General features: G+C 67.7%; 18 protein-coding genes and 1 pseudogene. 13 read left to right on the forward strand and 6 right to left on the reverse strand.

Annotated elements, in window-relative coordinates:
* Positions 1-17 precede the first annotated feature (17 nt).
* The 3 genes and pseudogenes from GAA2_RS04605 to GAA2_RS04615 form a co-directional block, all read right to left on the reverse strand.
* Positions 18-1,084, reverse strand: a pseudogene (locus GAA2_RS04605) (IS256 family transposase); the annotation flags it as partial.
* Between the two features lie 143 nt (positions 1,085-1,227).
* A complete protein-coding gene (locus tag GAA2_RS04610; protein ID WP_024498684.1) occupies positions 1,228-1,830 on the reverse strand; it encodes a YdcF family protein in 603 nt (200 codons plus the stop codon).
* Between the two features lie 116 nt (positions 1,831-1,946).
* Positions 1,947-3,431 (reverse strand): NAD-dependent succinate-semialdehyde dehydrogenase, encoded by a 1,485-nt coding sequence (locus tag GAA2_RS04615; protein ID WP_191834761.1) that lies wholly within the window; start codon positions 3,429-3,431, stop codon positions 1,947-1,949.
* A gap of 97 nt (positions 3,432-3,528) precedes the next feature.
* Here GAA2_RS04615 and GAA2_RS04620 point away from each other — a divergent pair, with 97 nt between their 5' ends.
* From GAA2_RS04620 to ccsB, 7 genes are all read left to right on the forward strand, one after another.
* Entirely contained in the window at positions 3,529-4,449 is a 921-nt protein-coding gene (locus GAA2_RS04620) for an SGNH/GDSL hydrolase family protein (RefSeq protein ID WP_096274902.1), read from the forward strand.
* Positions 4,450-4,546: 97 nt separating this feature from the next.
* On the forward strand, positions 4,547-5,896 hold the full coding sequence (gene hemL, locus GAA2_RS04625; protein WP_024498682.1) for a glutamate-1-semialdehyde 2,1-aminomutase: 1,350 nt from the start codon (positions 4,547-4,549) through the stop codon (positions 5,894-5,896).
* Positions 5,896-6,522, forward strand: coding sequence for a histidine phosphatase family protein (locus GAA2_RS04630; RefSeq protein WP_024498681.1), 627 nt, complete (start codon positions 5,896-5,898; stop codon positions 6,520-6,522). The genes hemL and GAA2_RS04630 overlap by 1 nt, the downstream gene beginning before the upstream one ends.
* Positions 6,523-6,540: 18 nt before the next feature.
* The gene (locus tag GAA2_RS04635; RefSeq protein WP_024498680.1) at positions 6,541-7,134 is read left to right on the forward strand and encodes a TlpA family protein disulfide reductase; all 594 of its coding nucleotides are present in this window, start codon (positions 6,541-6,543) and stop codon (positions 7,132-7,134) included.
* Positions 7,134-7,943, forward strand: a complete 810-nt coding sequence (locus GAA2_RS04640) for a cytochrome c biogenesis CcdA family protein (protein ID WP_024498679.1) — start codon at positions 7,134-7,136, stop codon at positions 7,941-7,943. The genes GAA2_RS04635 and GAA2_RS04640 overlap by 1 nt, the downstream gene beginning before the upstream one ends.
* A gap of 13 nt (positions 7,944-7,956) precedes the next feature.
* A complete protein-coding gene (locus GAA2_RS04645) occupies positions 7,957-9,684 on the forward strand; it encodes a cytochrome c biogenesis protein ResB (RefSeq protein ID WP_024498678.1) in 1,728 nt (575 codons plus the stop codon).
* A gap of 22 nt (positions 9,685-9,706) precedes the next feature.
* Positions 9,707-10,741, forward strand: a complete 1,035-nt coding sequence (gene ccsB, locus GAA2_RS04650; RefSeq protein ID WP_024498677.1) for a c-type cytochrome biogenesis protein CcsB — start codon at positions 9,707-9,709, stop codon at positions 10,739-10,741.
* Positions 10,742-10,971: 230 nt separating this feature from the next.
* Here ccsB and GAA2_RS04655 read toward each other — a convergent pair whose 3' ends face one another.
* The 3 genes from GAA2_RS04655 to GAA2_RS04665 form a co-directional block, all read right to left on the reverse strand.
* Positions 10,972-11,472: a helix-turn-helix domain-containing protein gene (locus GAA2_RS04655; protein ID WP_024498676.1), complete on the reverse strand. Its 501-nt coding sequence runs from the start codon at positions 11,470-11,472 to the stop codon at positions 10,972-10,974.
* A 134-nt stretch (positions 11,473-11,606) separates the two neighbouring features.
* Complete coding sequence (locus GAA2_RS04660) at positions 11,607-11,822, reverse strand: hypothetical protein (protein WP_006435232.1); 216 nt, start codon at positions 11,820-11,822, stop codon at positions 11,607-11,609.
* 104 nt (positions 11,823-11,926) lie between these two features.
* Positions 11,927-12,148 carry a BldC family transcriptional regulator gene (locus tag GAA2_RS04665; protein ID WP_006435233.1) on the reverse strand — a complete coding sequence of 74 codons (222 nt, stop codon included), beginning with the start codon at positions 12,146-12,148 and terminating at the stop codon, positions 11,927-11,929.
* A gap of 188 nt (positions 12,149-12,336) precedes the next feature.
* Between GAA2_RS04665 and GAA2_RS04670 the strand changes: the two genes are divergently transcribed.
* The 6 genes from GAA2_RS04670 (at position 12,337) to GAA2_RS04695 (ending at position 18,404) form a co-directional block, all read left to right on the forward strand.
* A complete protein-coding gene (locus GAA2_RS04670; protein WP_006435234.1) occupies positions 12,337-12,663 on the forward strand; it encodes a DUF4229 domain-containing protein in 327 nt (108 codons plus the stop codon).
* Positions 12,664-12,688: 25 nt separating this feature from the next.
* On the forward strand, positions 12,689-13,810 hold the full coding sequence (locus GAA2_RS04675; protein WP_006435235.1) for a PLP-dependent cysteine synthase family protein: 1,122 nt from the start codon (positions 12,689-12,691) through the stop codon (positions 13,808-13,810).
* Positions 13,811-13,849: 39 nt separating this feature from the next.
* The gene (locus GAA2_RS04680) at positions 13,850-14,542 is read left to right on the forward strand and encodes an ABC transporter ATP-binding protein (protein ID WP_024498675.1); all 693 of its coding nucleotides are present in this window, start codon (positions 13,850-13,852) and stop codon (positions 14,540-14,542) included.
* A complete protein-coding gene (locus GAA2_RS04685; protein WP_006435237.1) occupies positions 14,539-17,106 on the forward strand; it encodes an ABC transporter permease in 2,568 nt (855 codons plus the stop codon). Before GAA2_RS04680 ends, GAA2_RS04685 begins: the two co-directional genes overlap by 4 nt.
* 139 nt (positions 17,107-17,245) lie before the next feature.
* On the forward strand, positions 17,246-17,542 hold the full coding sequence (locus GAA2_RS04690; protein ID WP_006435238.1) for a hypothetical protein: 297 nt from the start codon (positions 17,246-17,248) through the stop codon (positions 17,540-17,542).
* Positions 17,520-18,404, forward strand: coding sequence for a Clp protease N-terminal domain-containing protein (locus tag GAA2_RS04695; RefSeq protein ID WP_006435239.1), 885 nt, complete (start codon positions 17,520-17,522; stop codon positions 18,402-18,404). Before GAA2_RS04690 ends, GAA2_RS04695 begins: the two co-directional genes overlap by 23 nt.
* The last annotated feature ends 54 nt before the right edge of the window (positions 18,405-18,458 follow it).

The following is an 18,458-nucleotide window of genomic DNA, read 5'->3' on the forward strand; positions in this document are numbered from 1 at the left end:
ATCCGGGGTCAAGGCCCCTCCTCCCACGCGCTCTCCCACAGGGTCACGATCGCCGGGTACGGCGTGCCCCATTTCTCAGCGAATTCCTCCCATCGCAGCCGGGCCTCAGCGGCGGTCGGCGCGGTGTAGATCGGTTTGAGATCGGCGCTGATCTTGTCCCAGTACTTGCGGGAGGCGTACTTGAAGGTGTTCCGGATCAGATGGATGATGCACGTCTGTACCGTGGCCAACGGGAACGCGGCAACACACTGTCGGGCAACCCTTTCAAGCCGTCACAGACCACGAAGAAGATGTCGCGGACACCCCGGTTCTTGAGGTCGGTGAGCACCGCCAGCCAGAACCTGGCCGACTCGCCGCCACCGTCGCCGGCCCACATGCCGAGGATGTCTTTGTGCCCGTCGAGATCAACACCGATCGCGGCGTAGATCGGCCGGTTACGCACCTGCCCGTCACCGATCTTGACCATGATCGCGTCGATGAACACCGCCGCATACACCTTCTCCAGCGGGCGTGCCCACCAACTCACCATCTCCTTGATGACCCGATCCGTGATTCGGGAGACGGTGTCTTTCGACACCGACGCACCGTAGACATCGGCGAAATGCGCTGAGATCTCCCCGGTCGTCAGCCCCTTGGCGTACAGCGACAGCACCACCTGATCCACATCGGTGACGCGACGTTTGCTCTTACCCACTATCACCGGGTCGAAGGTGCCGTTGCGGTCGCGGGGCACCTCGATCGGCACCTGCCCACACGCGTCGGTCAGCACCCGTTTCGTGCGCGTGCCGTTGCGTGAATTGCCGGTGTTGAGGCCGGCCACGTCATGTTTGTCGTAGCCAAGATGTTCGGTCATCTCCTCATCGAGCGCGGCTTCAAGCACGCTCTTGGTCAATGCCTTGAGCAGCCCGTCAGGACCGGTCAAAGCCACTCCCTGCGCGCGTGAGCTACGGACCAGATCGCTCACCAAGGCCTGCTCGGCCTTCGAGAGCTCACGCACCGCATCCGCGGTGGTGACATCGTGTTCTCGACCAGTCTGAACTGGCCCTGCCACCGGGGCATCCACGCCCTCGATTGTGTCGGTCATCGTCGTTATTCCTCCTGCCCCACGCCGGGGGCGATCAAAACCACTTACACCGAATCAGCGACAGTCCCGGCTGGCAGTCAGCGGAACCAATAAGCGGGAGGGAACCGGTCGGGCGGGAGGGGGACCGCCCCGCGGGGAAGTGGTTACGCGTACGCCGGCCGGAACACCAGCCGCGCGCCCTGGGCGCGGGCGGCGTCGCGGAAGTTCTTCATCGCGCGTTCCATGTGGAAGCCGTTGGTGACGATGAGTGCGCCGGTCCCGCCCATCCGTTTCAGCATCGCCACCGTGTTCTGGGCGTTCTGCACCGTCGAGGTCGACGCGACCTCGTTGACCATCTGCCACACCGGGATTCCGCGTCGGATCAGTCCGATGTTCATGAACTGGGCCTCGGCGATGGGCAGCCAGTGGGTGTCGCCGCCGGAGGCGATGATCCGATTGAACGGATGCTTCTTCGCGAGATTTGCCGCGACGTTGAGTCGTTGGGTCATGATCTGCGGTGTCTGGCCGAGGGTGCCGAACTTGGCGCCCAGCACGACGATGTAGCGGGTCGGCGGGCTCTCCCATAGGAACACGCTGTTGGGGGTCCCGAGCTCGGAGCTGCCGAAGTCGACACTGCCGAAATCCAAACTGGTGGCGGCTGATTCGACCTTCGCCGTGCTGGGATCGCCCGTGGTGGTGACGGCGACACCGGCCGTCGTCACAGCCGCGGCCACGGCGATCGCGGGCACCATTCTTCTCAGACGCATGCCCTCGGAGTCTAGGGACACGCAGGTGCGGACGGGTGTCAATCCAGTAACAACTGAATCACCAGTCACACACGTAACGCCTCACATTGCAGTCGAACTACCCCTCGACCGCCAGGTCACGTGAGCGCGATGTACTTCACCGAGAGATACTCGTCGATGCCCTCGCTGCCGCCCTCGCTGCCGATGCCCGACTGTTTGATCCCACCGAACGGTGCTGCCGCGTCAGAGATCACGCCACGGTTCACCCCGACCATGCCCGAGTCGAGGCGGCTCGCGACGCGCATGCAGCGTTCCAGGTCGCGACTGTAGAAGTACGACGCCAGGCCGTACTCGGTGGAGTTGGCGGCGGCGATCGCGTCGTCCTCGTCGTCGAAGGTGCTGATCACCGCGACCGGGCCGAAGATCTCTTCCCGCGTCACCGGGGCGTAGGGGTCTACGTTGTCGAGAACCGTTGCCGGATAGAAGAACCCGCGACCGCCAGGACGTTCTCCGCCCAGCCGCACGCGGGCGCCTTCGTTCACGGCCTGCTCGACGGCGGCCGCGACCTTGTCCCGCTGGTCGGCGTTGACGAGCGGTCCGAGTGTCACGCCCTCCTTGTAGCCGGGGCCCATCCTGACGTCCGACATCTTCTCCACGAGTTTCGAGGTGAACTCCTCGGCCACACCGGATTGCACGAGGAAACGGTTGGCCGCGGTGCAGGCTTCGCCGCCGTTACGCATCTTGGCCGCGAATGCACCCTCGACCGCGGCGTCGACGTCGGCGTCGTCGAACACCAGGAACGGTGCGTTGCCACCGAGTTCCATCGAGGTGCGCTGCACCCGTTCGGCGGCCTGCCCGAGCAGATTGCGGCCCACCGGCGTCGAGCCGGTGAAGCTGATCTTGCGAATCCGGTCGTCGGTGATCAGCGCGGTGGACACCTCGCCGCTCGAACTCGTCGGAAGGACCGACAGCACGCCGGGCGGCAGTCCCGCCTCGGCGAAGGCCTCGGCCAGGGCCAGCATCGTCAGCGGCGTCTCCCGCGGGGGCTTGACGATCATGACATTGCCGGCAGCCAGCGCCGGACCGATCTTGCGCGTGCCCATCGCGAGCGGGAAGTTCCACGGCGTGATCGCCAGACACGGCCCGACCGGCTGATGCGCGACGAGGATTCTTCCGTTGCCGGCCGGGGCCTGCGTGAACCGGCCGCCTATCCGGACCGCCTCCTCGGCGAACCAGCGCAGGAACTCGTTTCCGTACTTCGTCTCCGCGCGGCTGTCGGGGAGGGCGCGGCCGAGTTCCAGGGTCATCAGCATCGCGATGTCGTCGGCCCGGTCGGTGAGCAACTCGAAGGTGCGTCGCAGGATCTCGCCCCGCTCGCGGGCGGGGGTCGCGGCCCAGTCCTCGGCCGCCGCGACTGCGTGATCGAGGGCGGAGCGGGCATCCTCGACGCCGGCGTCGGCCACCGATGTCAGCGACTCCTCGGTGGCCGGGTCGTACACCTCGAAGGTGGCGCCATCGGCGGCCGGCGTCGAGTGGCCGTTGATCCACAGGCCGGCCGGCACCCCGTCGAGAATCGCCTGCGGGTCGAGCACGTCCTTCTCACTGACTTCGCTGGAGCTCATGTCGTTTCACGTCCTCCGTGTCGTGGCCGGGCCGATTTTCACGCTACCGGCACCGGCAGGGTTGCCGACCGCCTTCGCGCGGACGCACGATGGCTGGGTGGACGCACGAAACCGACGCCGGTGGTTCGGCACCGCGATCCGCGGCCTCGGACTGCTCGCGGTGGCCGCGACCCTGGCGACCGGATGCTCGGGCGACGACGCCGCGGGAAGCACAGGGCGAGCTCAGGCACCCGCCGCGGCACAGACCGCCGACGACGGCAGCACCCGCTACGTCAACCTCGGAGACAGCTTCAGTGCGGGCACCGGTGTCCGTCCGCTGGTGGAGGATTCGCCGATCTACTGCCAGCGCTCGTCGAAGAACTTCGCGCACATCGTGGCCGCGGAAGAGAACCTCGCGCTGACCGACGTCAGCTGCGCCGGCGCCGAGACCGCCGACTTCCGCGCGGCCCAGCACGAGGGGGTGCCACCGCAACTCGACGCGCTCGGCATGGACACCGATGTCGTCACGGTGATGATCGGGGGCAACGACAAACGGACCTACGGGCGGGCGATCGAGCTGTGCAGCCAGGCGGCGGACACGAATCCACTGGGCTCGCCCTGCACGGATCGCTACGGGCAGTCACTGATCGAGCCGGTCGGAAAGGACATCTATCCGGCGATCCGTGCGGCACTGCGCGACGTGAAGGTCAAGGCTTTGGGCGCGAAGATCCTGCTCGTCGGCTACCCGTGGCTGATGCCGCCGACCATCGGTTGCTACCCCGAGATGAAGCTCGCCGTCGGCGATGTCCCGATGATCCGCAGGCTCCAGACCGAACTCAACGACTACGGTCGACGCGCCGCCGAGGACGAAGGTGTCCGGTTCGTCGACATGCTGCCGGTCTCCGTGGGGCACGACGCCTGTGCGGGGCCACAACGTTGGATCGAACCGATGACGGCGCAAGGGCCCGCTCGTGTCCACCCCAACGAGCGGGGTCAGGAGGCCATCGCCGAACAGGTCCGCAAGGCGCTCGCGAACTGAGCCGAAACGTACCCTTCGGACACCCCCGCGTGACCCGGAGCACCCTCTCACCAGCGGCGATTTGGGTCACTCGGTGCCATTTGGAACACTGTAGGCCGTGACCCCTTCCGCTGATGGCCCCATCGTCGAGCATGCAGACACTTCCGCCGCGCTGTTCGCCCGCGCTGCCGAGGTCATCCCGGGCGGCGTCAACTCTCCGGTCCGCGCCTTCTCCGCGGTCGGCGGGACCCCGCGCTTCATCGCGAGCGCCCAAGGGTGCCGCCTGACCGACGCCGACGGCGCGACCTACGTCGACCTCGTCAGCTCGTGGGGTCCGATGATCCTCGGTCACGCTCATCCTGCCGTCGTCGAGGCCGTGCAGCGCGCAGCCTCCGGTGGCCTGTCGTTCGGTGCGCCCACCGAGGGCGAGATCGAACTGGCCGAGGAGATCATCGGCCGCGTCGACCCCGTGCAGCGGGTGCGACTGGTGAACTCGGGCACCGAGGCCACCATGTCGGCGATCCGGCTCGCACGCGGATTCACCGGCCGCTCCAAGATCATCAAGTTCGCCGGCTGCTACCACGGCCACGTCGACGCGTTGCTCGCCGCCGCCGGGTCGGGTGTGGCAACGCTGGGCCTGCCGACCAGCCCGGGTGTCACCGGTGCGTCGGCACACGACACCCTCGTGCTCCCGTACAACGACCTCAAGGCCGTCGCGAAGGCCTTCGAGGAGTTCGGCGACGACATCGCCGCGGTCATCACCGAGGCCGCCGCGGGCAACATGGGTGCGGTCGCGCCGGTCGACGGTTTCAATGCCGGGCTGCGCGAACTCACCAGCCGCCACGGCGCCCTGCTGATCATGGACGAGGTGATGACCGGGTTCCGCGTGAGCCCGAGCGGCTGGTACGGCCTCGAAGGCGTCGCGGGCGACCTCTACACCTTCGGCAAGGTGATGAGCGGTGGCCTGCCCGCGGCGGCGTTCGGCGGTCGCGCCGACGTCATGGAACGCCTCGCGCCGACCGGCCCGGTCTATCAGGCGGGCACGCTGTCGGGTAATCCGGTCGCGGTGGCCGCCGGCCTCGCGACCCTGCGTCACGCCGACCACGAGGTCTACAACAAGCTCGACGCCAACGCCGACCGTCTCGCCGGGCTGCTCACCGAGGCGCTCACCGCGGCCGGTGTGGGCCATCGGGTGCAGAAGGCGGGCAACCTGCTGAGTGTGTTCTTCACTACCGCCCCGGAGATCCCGATCTTCGACTACGCGAGCGTGAATGCCACGCAGACCTGGCGATTCGCCCCGTTCTTCCACGCTCTGCTCGAACGAGGGGTGTACGCACCGCCGAGTGCCTTCGAGGCATGGTTTGTGTCCGCCGCACTCGACGAGGATGCTTTCTCGCAGATCGCCGACGCGCTGCCCGCGGCAGCGCAGGCAGCCGCTACCGCAGCCACCCCGGGGGACAACGCCTGATGCACACGATCGTCCACATGATGCGCCACGGAGAGGTCGACAACCCGGAGGGCATCCTCTACGGTCGCCTCCCCGGATTCCGGCTCTCCGGCGCCGGCCGCTCACAGGCGCAGACAGTCGCCGACACCCTCGCCGACCACGACGTCAAGGCCGTCTTCGCCTCGCCGCTGCAGCGCGCGCAGGAGACCGCGACCCCCATCGCCTCGGCCCACGGCCTGTCCATCCAGACCAACGACGACCTCATCGAGGCCGACAACGTCTTCGAGGGACTCAAGGTCTCCGTCGGCGACGGCGCGCTGAGCAAGCCGAGGCACTGGCCCAAGCTGCGTGACCCGTTCACCCCGTCGTGGGGCGAGCCGTACATCCAGCTCGCGCACCGCATGCTGGCGGCGGCCAACCGAGCCCGCGACGCCGCACGCGGCCACGAAGCGGTGTGCGTCAGCCACCAGTTGCCCGTGTACACGCTGCGTCGTTTCCTCGAAGGCCAGCGCCTGTGGCACGACCCGCGCCGCCGGCAGTGCTCGCTGGCCTCGCTGACCAGCCTCATCTACGACGACGACGCCCTCGTCGACATCATCTACTCCGAGCCGGCCGGTGCCTCCGACCCGCTGGCCACCGGTGCGTGAAACAAAGGTGGAGAAGTAGTGCGCAAGTTCCTTCTGCCGGCAGTGCTGTCGGCCCTGATCCTGCTGATCAGCGGCTGCAGCACGGGTGACGACGCGGTCGCGCAGGGGAACACCTTCCAGTTCGTCTCGCCCGGCGGACAGACGGTCATCACCTACGAACCCGCCGATCGCAAACCGATCGCCGGCCTCGAGGGTGAGGATCTGGTCAGCGGTCAGCCGCTGGCGCTGTCCGACGTACGGTTCGCCGACAAGGTCGTGGTGATCAACGTCTGGGGTTCGTGGTGCGGACCCTGCCGCGGAGAGGCCGACGACCTCGAACGTGTCTACGAGGACAATCGTGACGACGGCGTCGAATTCCTGGGCATCAACCTGCGCGACGACCGCGACTCCGCGAAGGACTTCGTGATCGACCGGAAGGTCGGGTTCCCATCGATCTACGACTTCCCGGGCCTGTCGCTGGCGGCACTGACCACCCCGACCTCGGTGGTCCCGACGACGATCGTCCTCGACCGACAGCATCGGCCCGCCGCGGTCTTCCTCAAGGCGGTCTCCGACAAGGAACTCGACGAGGTCGTCAAGCGAGTCGCCGCGGAACCGGCGGGTTCGGCCTGATGACGTCCTCGACCGTTCTCGCCTCGTCCATCGGCGACACCTTCGCCGACACGGTGACCAGCGGGCCGCTCCTGCTTGCACTCGCGGCTTGTCTGCTGGCCGGACTCGTCTCCTTCGCCTCGCCGTGCGTGGTGCCGCTCGTCCCCGGCTATCTGTCGTATCTCGCGGGACTGGTCGGCGCCGAGGCCCCGGCGGTGAAGGTGGGGGAGGGCTCCAAGAACGGGCGTTCGAGGGTCGCGCTGGCCGCCGGTCTGTTCGTACTCGGCTTCACCGTCGTCTTCGTCGCGGCCACCGCGACCGTCCTCGGCGTGACCAGTACTTTCGTCCTGAATCGTGAACTGCTGCAACGCATCGGCGGCGTGGTCACCATCGCCATGGGCCTCGTGTTCATCGGCCTCATCCCGGCTCTCCAGCGTGAGGTCCGGTTCGAGCCGGTACGGGTCTCCAACATCGTCGGCGCACCTCTGCTCGGCGCGGTCTTCGCGCTCGGCTGGACGCCGTGCCTCGGCCCGACCCTGGCTTCGGTGATCGCGACGGTCAGCGGTACCGAGGGCGCGACCGCGGCCAAGGGCGTGACCCTGATCGTCGCCTACTGCCTGGGCCTCGGCCTGCCGTTCGTCGTGCTGGCGTTCTCCTCGGCGTGGGCACTGCGCAGCCTCGGCTGGCTGCGCCGCAATGCCCGAACCATCCAGGTCGTCGGCGGCGTCCTGCTCATCGCCGTGGGCGTCGCCCTGCTCGCCGGCTGGTGGGACCAGTTCATCGTCTGGGTTCAGGTCCGCTTCGTCACCGACACCCAACTACCGATCTGAGCGTGTTGCAGCCATGACCGACGTCACCGACCGTACCCAGGTGGACACCCCCGAAACCGGCGCGCCGAAGCCGCACTGGACCAAGCGCCGGGTGCTCTGGCCGCTGCGCAATCTGTGGCGGTCGCTGACGTCGATGCGCACCGCGCTGCTGCTGCTGTTCCTGCTCGCCCTGGCCGCCATCCCCGGCGCGCTCCTCCCGCAGCGCGACCTGAACGAGCAGAAGACGCTCGAGTACATCGCCGAACGCGGCACGCTCGGCACCTGGATGGACCGGCTGCAACTGTTCGACGTCTTCTCCAGCGCCTGGTTCACCGCGATCTACGTGCTGCTGTTCGTCTCGCTCGTCGGCTGCCTGACGCCGCGCATGATCGAGCACTTCTACAGCCTGCGCGCCAAACCCGTCGGCACGCCGCGCAACCTGTCACGGTTGCCCCGGCACGTCACGCACACCGTCGACGGCACGCCGGACGAGATCGCCGATCGCATCAACGGCCGGCTCCGCGGCTGGCGGCGCGAGGTCGTCGTCCGCGAACCGAGCAAGGCCTATCCCGAGGGTTGCGTCGAGGTGTCCGCGGAGAAGGGTTACCTCCGCGAGTTCGGCAACCTCGTCTTCCACTTCGCGCTGCTGGCGCTCCTGGTGTCGATCGCGGCCGGCAAGATGTTCGGCTACGAGGGCACGCGAATCCTCGTCGCCGACGGCGAGCAGGGCATGTGCAACACCTCGACCGCCGTCTACGACTCCTTCCGCGCCGGCAATCTGGTCGACGGCACCGACCTGTCGCCGTTCTGCTTCCGCGTCGACGACTTCTCGGCGACCTTCCTGCCCAGCGGACAGCCCGACATGTACGACGCGACGATCCGCTATGCCGAGGGCACCAAGGTCGGTTCCCCGGACACCTGGACCAGCACCTCGGTCCGCGTCAACGAGCCGCTGCGCGTCGCCGGTGACCGGGTCTACGTGCTGGGCAACGGCTTCGCCCCGACGTTCAGCGTGACCTTCCCCAACGGGGAGAAGCGCACCCAGACCGTCCCGTTCGTCCCCGACCAGCTGCAGACGATGCTGTCCTCCGGTGCGGTCCGCTTCGACACCCCGGCCGGGTTGTACCCCGACGCCGACGAACGTCGGAAGAACCAGATCGCGCTCGAAGGCCTGTTCGCACCGAGTGCGCTCTACCACGGGACCCTGCTGACGTCGCTGTCCCCGGAGCCCGACGATCCGGCCGTCGCGATCCGCATCTACAAGGGTGACACCGGCCTCGACACCGGCAAGCCGCAGAACGTCTACTCGCTCGATCAGGACCTGGTCGAACAGGGCCGGCTCCAGCGGCAGGCGCAGGTGAACCTGAGTGTCGGCCAGAGCCACACCATCGCCGACGGAACCACCGTGACCTTCGACGGTTACCAGCGGTGGGTGTCGGTGCAGGTGTCCCATGATCCGGCGCAGCTCTGGGTGCTGGTCAGCGCGATCGTGATGCTCGGCGGGTTGCTGGTGTCGCTGCTCATCCGGCGACGCCGGATCTGGGCGCGGCTGGTCCCGGCGCCGATCAGCACCGGTCCGGGCGCCGCCGACCCCGCCGCCGTTGATCCTCCCGACGGGAAACGACGTACTGTAGTAGAGATTGCCGGGCTGGCCCGTACGGACCAGGCCGGCTGGGGCGATGGTTTCGAGGACCAGGCGACGGCCCTCGTCGCCGACGAGGCGGACGCTTCCACCTCGCGGCGCACGACCCGGCGGCTCTAGGCCACCGGCGAAAGGAACTCTCATGAACAACGGCACCGGTCCGGTGGACGAGACTCTGGCTCGCTATTCCGATCTGCTGTTCGGCACCGCGATCACCGTGTACGTGGTGGCGGCCTTCCTGTTCTTCGGCGCGCTGGCGGCCGTTCGCGGCCGCAAGCTCGAGGAGCGGGAGCTCGTCGCCGCCGGTGCCGGCTCCGCTGCGTCGGGTTCGGCCGGCGCCGGCGACGTCCGGGTGCCGGGTCGTGTCGCCGCTCCGCAGAAGCGGACGTTCGGGGACAAGCTCGGCAACATGGGTCTGCCGGTCGTGTATGTCGGCCTGATCGCCCACATCGCGTCGCTCGTGCTGCGCGCCATGGCGACCGACCGCGTGCCGTGGGGCAACATGTACGAGTTCGTCTCGATGACCTGCGCCGCAGGCGTCGTCGCCGCACTGATCATCCTGCGCAAGCCCGAACACCGGGCTCTGCTGTCGTTCGTTCTGCTCCCGATCGTCCTGCTGATGTTCATCGCCGGTCGCTGGCTGTACACCCAGGCCGCCCCGGTCGTGCCGGCCCTCAAGTCGTACTGGCTGGCCGTCCACGTGTCGATCATCTCGGTGTCCTCGGGCATCCTCATGGTCTCCGGTGTCGCAAGCATCCTGTACCTGATGAAGATGCGCTGGGCGTCGAATCCGGCCGACGACGTCGCGTCCCCGGCCCGGTCCGGATGGGGTGGCGCGCTGCGACGCATCGTCGACCACATCCCGGCCGCGGAGAACCTGGACCGGCTCGCCTACAAGACCGTCGTCGTCGGCTTCCCACTCTTCGGTCTCGGCGTGATCTGCGGTGCCATCTGGGCCGAGGCCGCCTGGGGCCGGTTCTGGGGCTGGGACCCCAAGGAGACGGTGTCGTTCATCGCGTGGGTGATCTACGCGGCCTACCTGCACGCCCGCGCGACCGCGGGCTGGCGCAACACCGCCGCGGCCTGGATCAACGTCGCCGGCTTCGTGGCGATGCTGTTCAACCTGTTCATCATCAATCTGGTCGTGTCGGGCCTGCACTCCTACGCCGGGCTCTGAACCCTTCGAGACTTGCGTGTCGGGCCTGTACTCCTAGGTAGAGGGGGGTCGACGCGGCGCCTCGCTTCGCTCGGTGCCGGCTCAGCCGGCGGGGGTGGTGTCGGCGCTCTGGGCCTGCTCAGCCGGCGGGGGTGGTGTCGGCGCTCCGGGCCGGCTCAGCCGGGCAGGGGTGGTATCGGCCCTCGGTGCCGGCTCAGCCGGCGGGGGTGGTGTCGGCGCTCGGTGCCGGCTCAGCCGGCGGGGGTGGTGTCGGCGGTCTGGGCCTGCTCGTCACTCCCCGGTCCCTCCAACTGCTTCGCGAGAGCCTGCGCCTTCACCAGCTTGAGCAGGTCGATGAGCGCGTCGATCGTCTCTGGGCACAGTGACCCGAGATCGATACCGGCCAGGTGGCTGCCGGTGACCTCGAGCATCTCGACATAGTTCTGCTGCTGTTTGACGCGCTCGAGATCCTCGTCGGGGTTGGAGAGGAAATAGGTGACGCTCACGTCGAAAGCGCGGGAGATGGCCTCGACGGTGCGGAACGACGGCGTACGTGCCTTGCCGGTGCGGAGCTGCGAGATGTACGCGTCCGACAGTGAGTAACCCAACCGGTTCGCCTTCTCGGCGATCTTCTTGCCGGTGTAGCGGACCCCGTTCTCGTCACGGCTGTTCTCGAACAGGTAACCGATCTTGTCGGCGAAGCTCAGGTCGTCATCGGTCGACGCCCCTTGCGGAGATCGTCCGGGGTTCAACGGCGCCTTCTCTCGGATCATCCATCGTGGAGTCGATGATGAGAGGGACATTACCCTACCCTTGGGTATGTTCTGGTGAGACCCTGAATCGCGTCTCACGATTTCGTATACGAACTCTGGCCCGACGACACGTGTCAGAGTTCGTCGGCCTCGCCGCCGTTGGTGCCGCGCGTGCGATTGTCCAGGTCACGGAGGAAATCGGGGTCGTCATCGGGGCCGACCGGCCCACGGGTGCGACGGCGGTGACCGCCGGAAGGGGAGGCCGTGCCGCCGTCGGATTGCGGTCCGAACGCCCGCCACATCAGGAAACCGATGGCGAGCAAACCGAGAACGGCGAACAGATATGTCATGACAACCTCCCGTCACCAGCGTACGTCAGTTCGCGCGGCGGCCGGTGAGGGTCGCTCGTTGGGTTGACCACCGGGTGGGCAGGGACTGTGGCGCCGGCCCTGGACTAGTGGGTGCGACGATTGAGCAGCGCCACCACGTCCTCTTCGCGGAAGCGTCGGTGGCCGCCCGGGGTGCGGATGGAGCCGAGGATGCCCGAGCTGGCCCAGCGTGCGACTGTCTTGGGATTGACGTTGAACATCGCGGCCACCTGACCCGGGGTCAGGGTGTGCTGGCTGGCGAGTCCCGGGGTGATGTAGGTGGACGCGGTTGTTTCGATGCTGGTCACGTTTCCCCCTGAAACGATGGTGCCCTGTCGGTGCGCCGCGGTTTGGCGAATCGGCCCGGCACTTGATGGACGCGTACTCCATGAATACACGCAAATCGCCCAGGTACTCGAACCGTCAGTGGCAGGTAAAGAGCGGGCAAAGGCCCACGACCTGCAGGTCATCAGAGGGCGACAAGTATCCTGTGGGGGTGAGTGAAGCGCAAGACCCTGCCCCCGATACCCCTCAGCCAAGCGGTCGTCCCGCCACCCTGGCGCTTGCCCTGTTCGGCTACACCGTCGCGCGCATGTTGCTCGTCGTCGTGATCGCGGCCGTCATCCTCTTCGGCGGAAAGCTCGTGGGCGTCGATGTGCCGTTCCTCGTCGCCGCCGTCTTCGGCGTGCTGATCGCGCTCCCGCTGGGCATGTACCTGTTCAAGTCGCTCCGCCTGAAGGTCAACAGCGAGATCTCGGCGATCGAGGCCGATCGTCGGGCACGCCACGACGACCTCCAGTCGCGGCTGCGCGGGGACAAGTGAGGTCGCCGGCCAAAGGGACGCTCGCGTGAGGCCGACGCGGGTCGTCGACCATCGGGAAGACCGCGACTGGGCGCAGAACGCGGTGCGGCTCATCGAGGCCGACGCCCGCCGAAGTGCCGACACGCACCTGCTGCGGGTCCCACTGCCGGCGTGGTCACGATGGTCCGGACCCGACGGTGAGGCCGGCGTCGACCTGTACCTGAAGGACGAGTCGACGCATCCGACCGGATCGCTCAAGCACCGCCTGGCGCGGTCGCTGTTCCTCTACGCGATCTGCAACGGCTGGGTCACCGAGGGCACGCCCGTGATCGAGGCGTCGTCGGGCTCGACGGCGGTGAGCGAGGCCTACTTCGCGGAGCTGATCGGGGTGCCGTTCATCGCGGTGATGACGTCGAGTACGTCGCCGGCGAAGACCGCGCTGATCGAACGACACGGTGGCCGATGCCATTTCGTCGAGCGCCCGGGTGAGGTCTACACCGAGGCGTTGCGTCTCGAGCGCGAGCTGGGCGGACACTTCATCGACCAGTTCACGATGGCCGAACGTGCCACCGACTGGCGTGGGAACAACAACATCGCCGAGTCGATCTTCGCGCAGATGGCCGACGAGGAGCACCCCATCCCGACCTGGATCGTCGTGGGTGCCGGTACCGGCGGCACGTCGGCGACGCTCGGACGCTACGTGCGGTACCGGCGGCACGACACCTGGCTCGCGGTTGTCGACCCGGAGAACTCGGTGTTTCTGCCGGCGTACGAGACCGGCGACGGAACGCTGACCGGCGAGGTGGGTTCGCGGATCGAGGGGATCGGCCGTCCGCGTGTCGAGCCGTCGTTCATCTCGCAGGTGATCGACCGGATGATCGGTGTCCCCGACGAGGCCTCCATCGCCACCGCGCACCGGGTGTCGGACATGCTGGGTCGCCGCGTCGGCGGATCCACCGGCACCAACATGTGGGGTGCGTTCTCGCTTGTCGCGGAGATGGCCGCCGAACGCCGGGCGGGCAGCGTCGTGACACTGCTGTGCGATCCGGGTGACCGCTACGCCAACACCTACTTCGACGAGAACTGGCTCGCCGCACAGTCTTTCGATCTCGACCCGGCGAACGCGATCCTCGACGAGTTCTTCGCGACCGGTCGCTGGACGGCCTGATCCTTAGGCCGTACTAACTCGGTGGGCTACCATCCGGGGGTGCCGACCGAAACCGTGCGTCCACTCGTCGAGGCCGTCGACCTGGTGCGTGAGTACCAGATGGGTGAGGAACGTGTCCGCGCCCTCGACGGACTGAATCTGAACATCGACGGAGGGCAGTTCGCGTCCATCGTCGGCCCCTCCGGCGCGGGCAAGTCCACGCTGCTGCACATCCTCGGCGCTCTCGACACGCCGACATCGGGCCGGATTTCCATCGACGGAGTCGATCTCGTCTCACTCGACGACACCGCCGCGTCGGCCTTCCGGCGTCATCGCGTCGGATTCGTCTTCCAGTTCTTCAATCTCGTCCCGACCATGTCGGCGTGGGAGAACGTCGCGCTGCCGCGACTGCTCGACAACCAGTCGCTGCGCAAGGCGAAGCCGCGCGCCGTCGAACTCCTCGAGCAGGTCGGACTCGGCGACCGGGTCGACCATCGGCCGTCGGAGTTGTCGGGCGGACAGATGCAGCGCGTCGCCACCGCGCGGTCGCTCATCATGGACCCGACGATCCTGCTCGCCGACGAACCCACCGGAAACCTCGACTCCAAGACCGGGGAATCGGTGCTGCAGTTGCTCGCCGACGTCGCGCACGCCGCGCCGGACCGCCTGGTGGTCATGGTGACCCATGACCCGAAGGCGGCCGCGTTCGCCGACACCACGATCACGGTGCGCGACGGAAAGATCGCGGAGTGAGCGACACCCCGCCGGTTGGGCAGCCGCGGCGTGTCGAAGCCCTTCTCGCCGGCTTCACCCGTATCCGCTTGCTCAACATTCGGGAGATCCGCACCCACCGGCTGCGGTTGTTCACCTCGCTCGCGGTGGTGATCGTCTCGTCGGCCCTGCTCGTAGCGGTCCTGGGGACCTTCGGTTCGACGTCGGAGTCGGTGCGCGCGTTCAACAATGCGATCTCCGGTTCGGCCGATCTCGAGGTCGCCGCGATCGCCGACAGCGGCGTCGACCAGTCGCTGGCCGGTCAGATCCGCCGCGAGGTCGACGGTGCGAAGGCCGTCGTCCCGATGATCCGCGGGTCGGTCGTGGTCGATGATTCGTCGATACCGCTCATCGGCTCGGATCAGCGGGTGACCTCGCTGTCGGGGAGTCTGCGTTCCGCCGTCCAACAGGAGAACTCCGGCACGATCGACTTCGACCGGCTGCGATCCGGGGTGTTCGTCGGACCGGGACTCGGTCTCGAGGCCGGTCAGAAGCTGACCGTCAACGGCGTCGACGTCGAGGTCCTGGAAGTAATCGACAACGAGCAGGCGGCCGGACTCAACAACGGCCGCTTCATGTTCGCCTACCTCGACCTCGCGCAGCGACTCGTCGGTCTGGAGGGTCGGCTCGATTCGATCCTCATCGTCACCGAGCCGGGGATCGACGTCGGATCGGTGCGATCGCAGGTCGAGGAGATCGTCGGCGGCCGCGCGGTGGTGGTCGATCCGGACTTCCGCGCCAAGCAGGCCGAGGTCGCCAGCTCGGTGACGCGCGATGCGACTCTCCTGGTCTCGCTGGTCTCGCTGGTGATCGCCGCGTTCCTGGTCTTCAACACGATGAACATGGCGGTGGCGTCGCGGCGCGGTTCGCTGGCGATGATCCGGGCATTGGGCGCCAAGCGATCCCACCTGGTCGGCGACATGCTGGGCGAGGCCGCGCTGATGGGTCTGGTCGGCGGCGTCGTCGGTGTCCCGTTCGGAATCCTCGCCGGCCGCGCCGTGATCGCGAGCCTGCCCGATCCGCCGCCCGACACCGTGGGCACGGTCATCAACTATCACCTGCCGTCGTATGCGCCGGTGGTCGCGGTCCTCGCGTGTGTGATCGCCTGTGTCGCAGCCACATCGCTGGCGGCGCGGTCGGTGTTCGCGGTGTCGCCGGTGGAGGCGATGGCGCCCGTCGAGGTGTCCGACGCGTCGAAGCGTCGCGGGCCGGTGGTCGTGATCACCGCGATCCTGGGTGTTGCGGGGGTGATCGCGTCCTGGGTCATCGTGGCGACGGTGCCCGGCCGGCCCGCGATCCTCGCCGGCGTCGTGTTTCTCGTCGGCTCACTGCTCGTGTGCTTCGCGCTGTCGAATCCGTTGACGTGGCTCGTGGTTCGAGTCGCACGCTGGTTCCGCGGGCCGGGGCAGCTGGCATCGGTGAACACCGAACGCGCGCCGCGTCGTGCGTGGGCGACGCTGATGACGGTCGCGGTGGCGATCGCGGTGGGTATGGGAATATCCGGCGCGCTGGACAACCTCGTGTCGTCGATGTCGAAATCGCTGGAAGGCCTGGGAGATCCGGACTTCTACGTCTCGTCCTCGTCGGCGGCGAGTCTGCCGCTCGGCCCGATCTTGCCTCCGTCGATCCGCGGCGAGGTCGCGAAAGTGCCGGGCGTCACCGAGGTCGTCGGTGGCCAGTGGGCGGCGGTCAACATCGGCGAGAGTCGCGCGAATGTGCAGGGGCTGGAGCCCGGGTCGCGGGCGCCGTTCATGCGGAAGGCGACGCCGGAGGCGGTGGCGCAGGTGCTCGCCGGTGACGGCATCCTGTTGTCGAATGTGCTTGCGCGCGTGCTCGATGTCGGTACCGGTGACACCGTGACGCTGGCGACGCCGACCGGGCCGCATGACGTGGTCGTCCGCGACACCGTCGACTACGTGTCCGTGGACTCCGGGGTGGCCGCCCTGTCGCAGCGACAGCTCGGGGAGTGGTTCGGTCGCGAAGGCGACACGTATCTGCAGGTGATCACCGCGCCCGACGCCGATCCGGAGCAGGTGCAGAAGTCCCTCGAGGCGCTCGTCGCCGATGTGCCGACGACCGGCAACAAACCGATCAGCGTCTACACCGGTGCCGAAGCGCTCGCCGCGACCCAGGCGACGGTCCAGCAGGCGGGTTCGTTCACGGTGGCCATCCAGTGGATCGTGGCCGGTGCCGCGGCCATCGCGTTGCTGAACACGCTGCTGCTGTCGGTCATCGAGCGTCGTCGTGAACTCGGGGTGCTGCGCGCGATGGGTGCATCCCGGAAGTTCATCTCACGCATGGTGCTCGCCGAGGCCGCCGCGGTCGCGGTGGTGGGCGCGCTGGTCGGCGTGATCCTCGGTGCGATGATGCACCTGCTGAGCGACCGAATCCTCAGCGTGACAACATCGTTGACCGTGATCTACTCGCCGCGTCCGTCGGCGGCGTTGTTCGTCGGGATCGCGGTGGCGTTGTGCCTGGTGGGTGCGTTCCTGCCGGCAGTGCGTGCGGCGCGGATGAACATCAGCGAGTCGATTCTGAACGAGTAGCGGCGGTACCCCTCCCGATTTCTCGAGGCAGTTTGATCCGGCAGGCGGATCAAACTGCCTCAATGTTTCGGGGGGGGTGACACCCGCATCGCGTCAACAATTCTTGACGAATAGCACGGTGTCAACATAACCTGACACCATGCACGACGACCAGAAGACCGAGACGCCGGACCGCGCCCAGGGCGCTGACCTCGCAGGAGATGCCGCGAGCAGCGACCCGGCGAAGGGCCTGGCGGCGGTGCGGGCCCTGCGCACGCTGGCCGACCGGCTCGAAGAAGTGCAGGTCGCCAATGCTCGCGCCAACGGCTGGAGCTGGCAGTCGATCGCAGAAGTACTGCAGATCAGCCGGCAGGCCGTGCATCAGAAGCACTCGCAACGTGAGGTCCGCGAGAACGGGCCTGAAGGAGAGAACAATGTTCGAACGAATCACTCGTGACGACAAGATGCTGCTGGCTTTCGCCACGCAGGAGGCCGCCGACCTCGGACATCGGCGGCTGGGCAACGACCATCTGATGCTGGGCATGCTCTGCAATGCCCGGAGTCCGCTGTTCACCATCCTGGCCGATCAGGGACTCACCCTGGCATCGGCGCGGGAGGTGGTGCGCAAGTATCACGACGAGCACGCCGACACGACGGACGCCGACGAGGAGTCGGCCCGTCAACGGTATGAGGAAGACCGAGAAGCCCTGCGCAGCATCGGGATCGACCTCGACAAGGTACGCGAGGCGGTCCGCGGACGCTTCGGTGAGGACGTGTCCGAGGGCTGGGGTGACCGCCCCGGACGCAGCGCCGGTCGCAAGGGGCGTCCCGACGGAGGTCGTGGACGGGGCCGAGGACATGGCCGCCGGCACGGACACGGTCATGGTCATGGTCCGCACCGTGCTCGAGGACCCCGCCCCGATTGCGGCCCAGAAGGTTTCGGCCCAGAAGGTTTCGGTGGTTTCGGACCCGAGGGTCCGGGTGGATTCGGACCCGGCGGCTTCGGTCCGGGTCCGTTCGGAACCGGCGGACCGTTCGCCGGTGACGAGGGCCCCTGGGAGCCCGGTCGTGGACGCCGCGGACCGCGCGGACGGGGTAGCCGCCCGCGGTTCGCCTCGGAAACCCGCGCGGTGTTCTCCCGGGCGGTCGAGATCGCCCGCGAACGCGGAGACCGTCACCTCCGCGGCGAGTACCTGCTGCTCGGCATCATCGACACCGCCGACGACGCGTCGCGGGCGCTGATCGAATCGGCTACCACCGCAGACGAACTCAAGGCCGCCGTGTGGGCGAGCCTGCCCGAGGTCGACGCCGAGGTCTGAGCCCCGGACACGAAACACCATGACGACAAAGCCCGCCTCTGAGAACAGAATTCG

The sequence above is a fragment of the Gordonia ajococcus genome (genome assembly GCF_012974285.1).
GTDB lineage: Bacteria > Actinomycetota > Actinomycetes > Mycobacteriales > Mycobacteriaceae > Gordonia > Gordonia amicalis.

What these genes read in the sequence shown, in the direction of transcription:
- GAA2_RS04610 (WP_024498684.1), bottom strand. Translation starts at nt 1,830, where the DNA reads ATGCGTCTGAGAAGAATGGTGCCCGCGATCGCCGTGGCCGCGGCTGTG.
- GAA2_RS04615 (WP_191834761.1), bottom strand. Translation starts at nt 3,431, where the DNA reads ATGAGCTCCAGCGAAGTCAGTGAGAAGGACGTGCTCGACCCGCAGGCG.
- GAA2_RS04630 (WP_024498681.1), top strand. Translation starts at nt 5,896, where the DNA reads ATGCACACGATCGTCCACATGATGCGCCACGGAGAGGTCGACAACCCG.
- GAA2_RS04640 (WP_024498679.1), top strand. Translation starts at nt 7,134, where the DNA reads ATGACGTCCTCGACCGTTCTCGCCTCGTCCATCGGCGACACCTTCGCC.
- GAA2_RS04645 (WP_024498678.1), top strand. Translation starts at nt 7,957, where the DNA reads ATGACCGACGTCACCGACCGTACCCAGGTGGACACCCCCGAAACCGGC.
- ccsB (WP_024498677.1), top strand. Translation starts at nt 9,707, where the DNA reads ATGAACAACGGCACCGGTCCGGTGGACGAGACTCTGGCTCGCTATTCC.
- GAA2_RS04660 (WP_006435232.1), bottom strand. Translation starts at nt 11,822, where the DNA reads ATGACATATCTGTTCGCCGTTCTCGGTTTGCTCGCCATCGGTTTCCTG.
- GAA2_RS04690 (WP_006435238.1), top strand. Translation starts at nt 17,246, where the DNA reads ATGCACGACGACCAGAAGACCGAGACGCCGGACCGCGCCCAGGGCGCT.
- GAA2_RS04695 (WP_006435239.1), top strand. Translation starts at nt 17,520, where the DNA reads ATGTTCGAACGAATCACTCGTGACGACAAGATGCTGCTGGCTTTCGCC.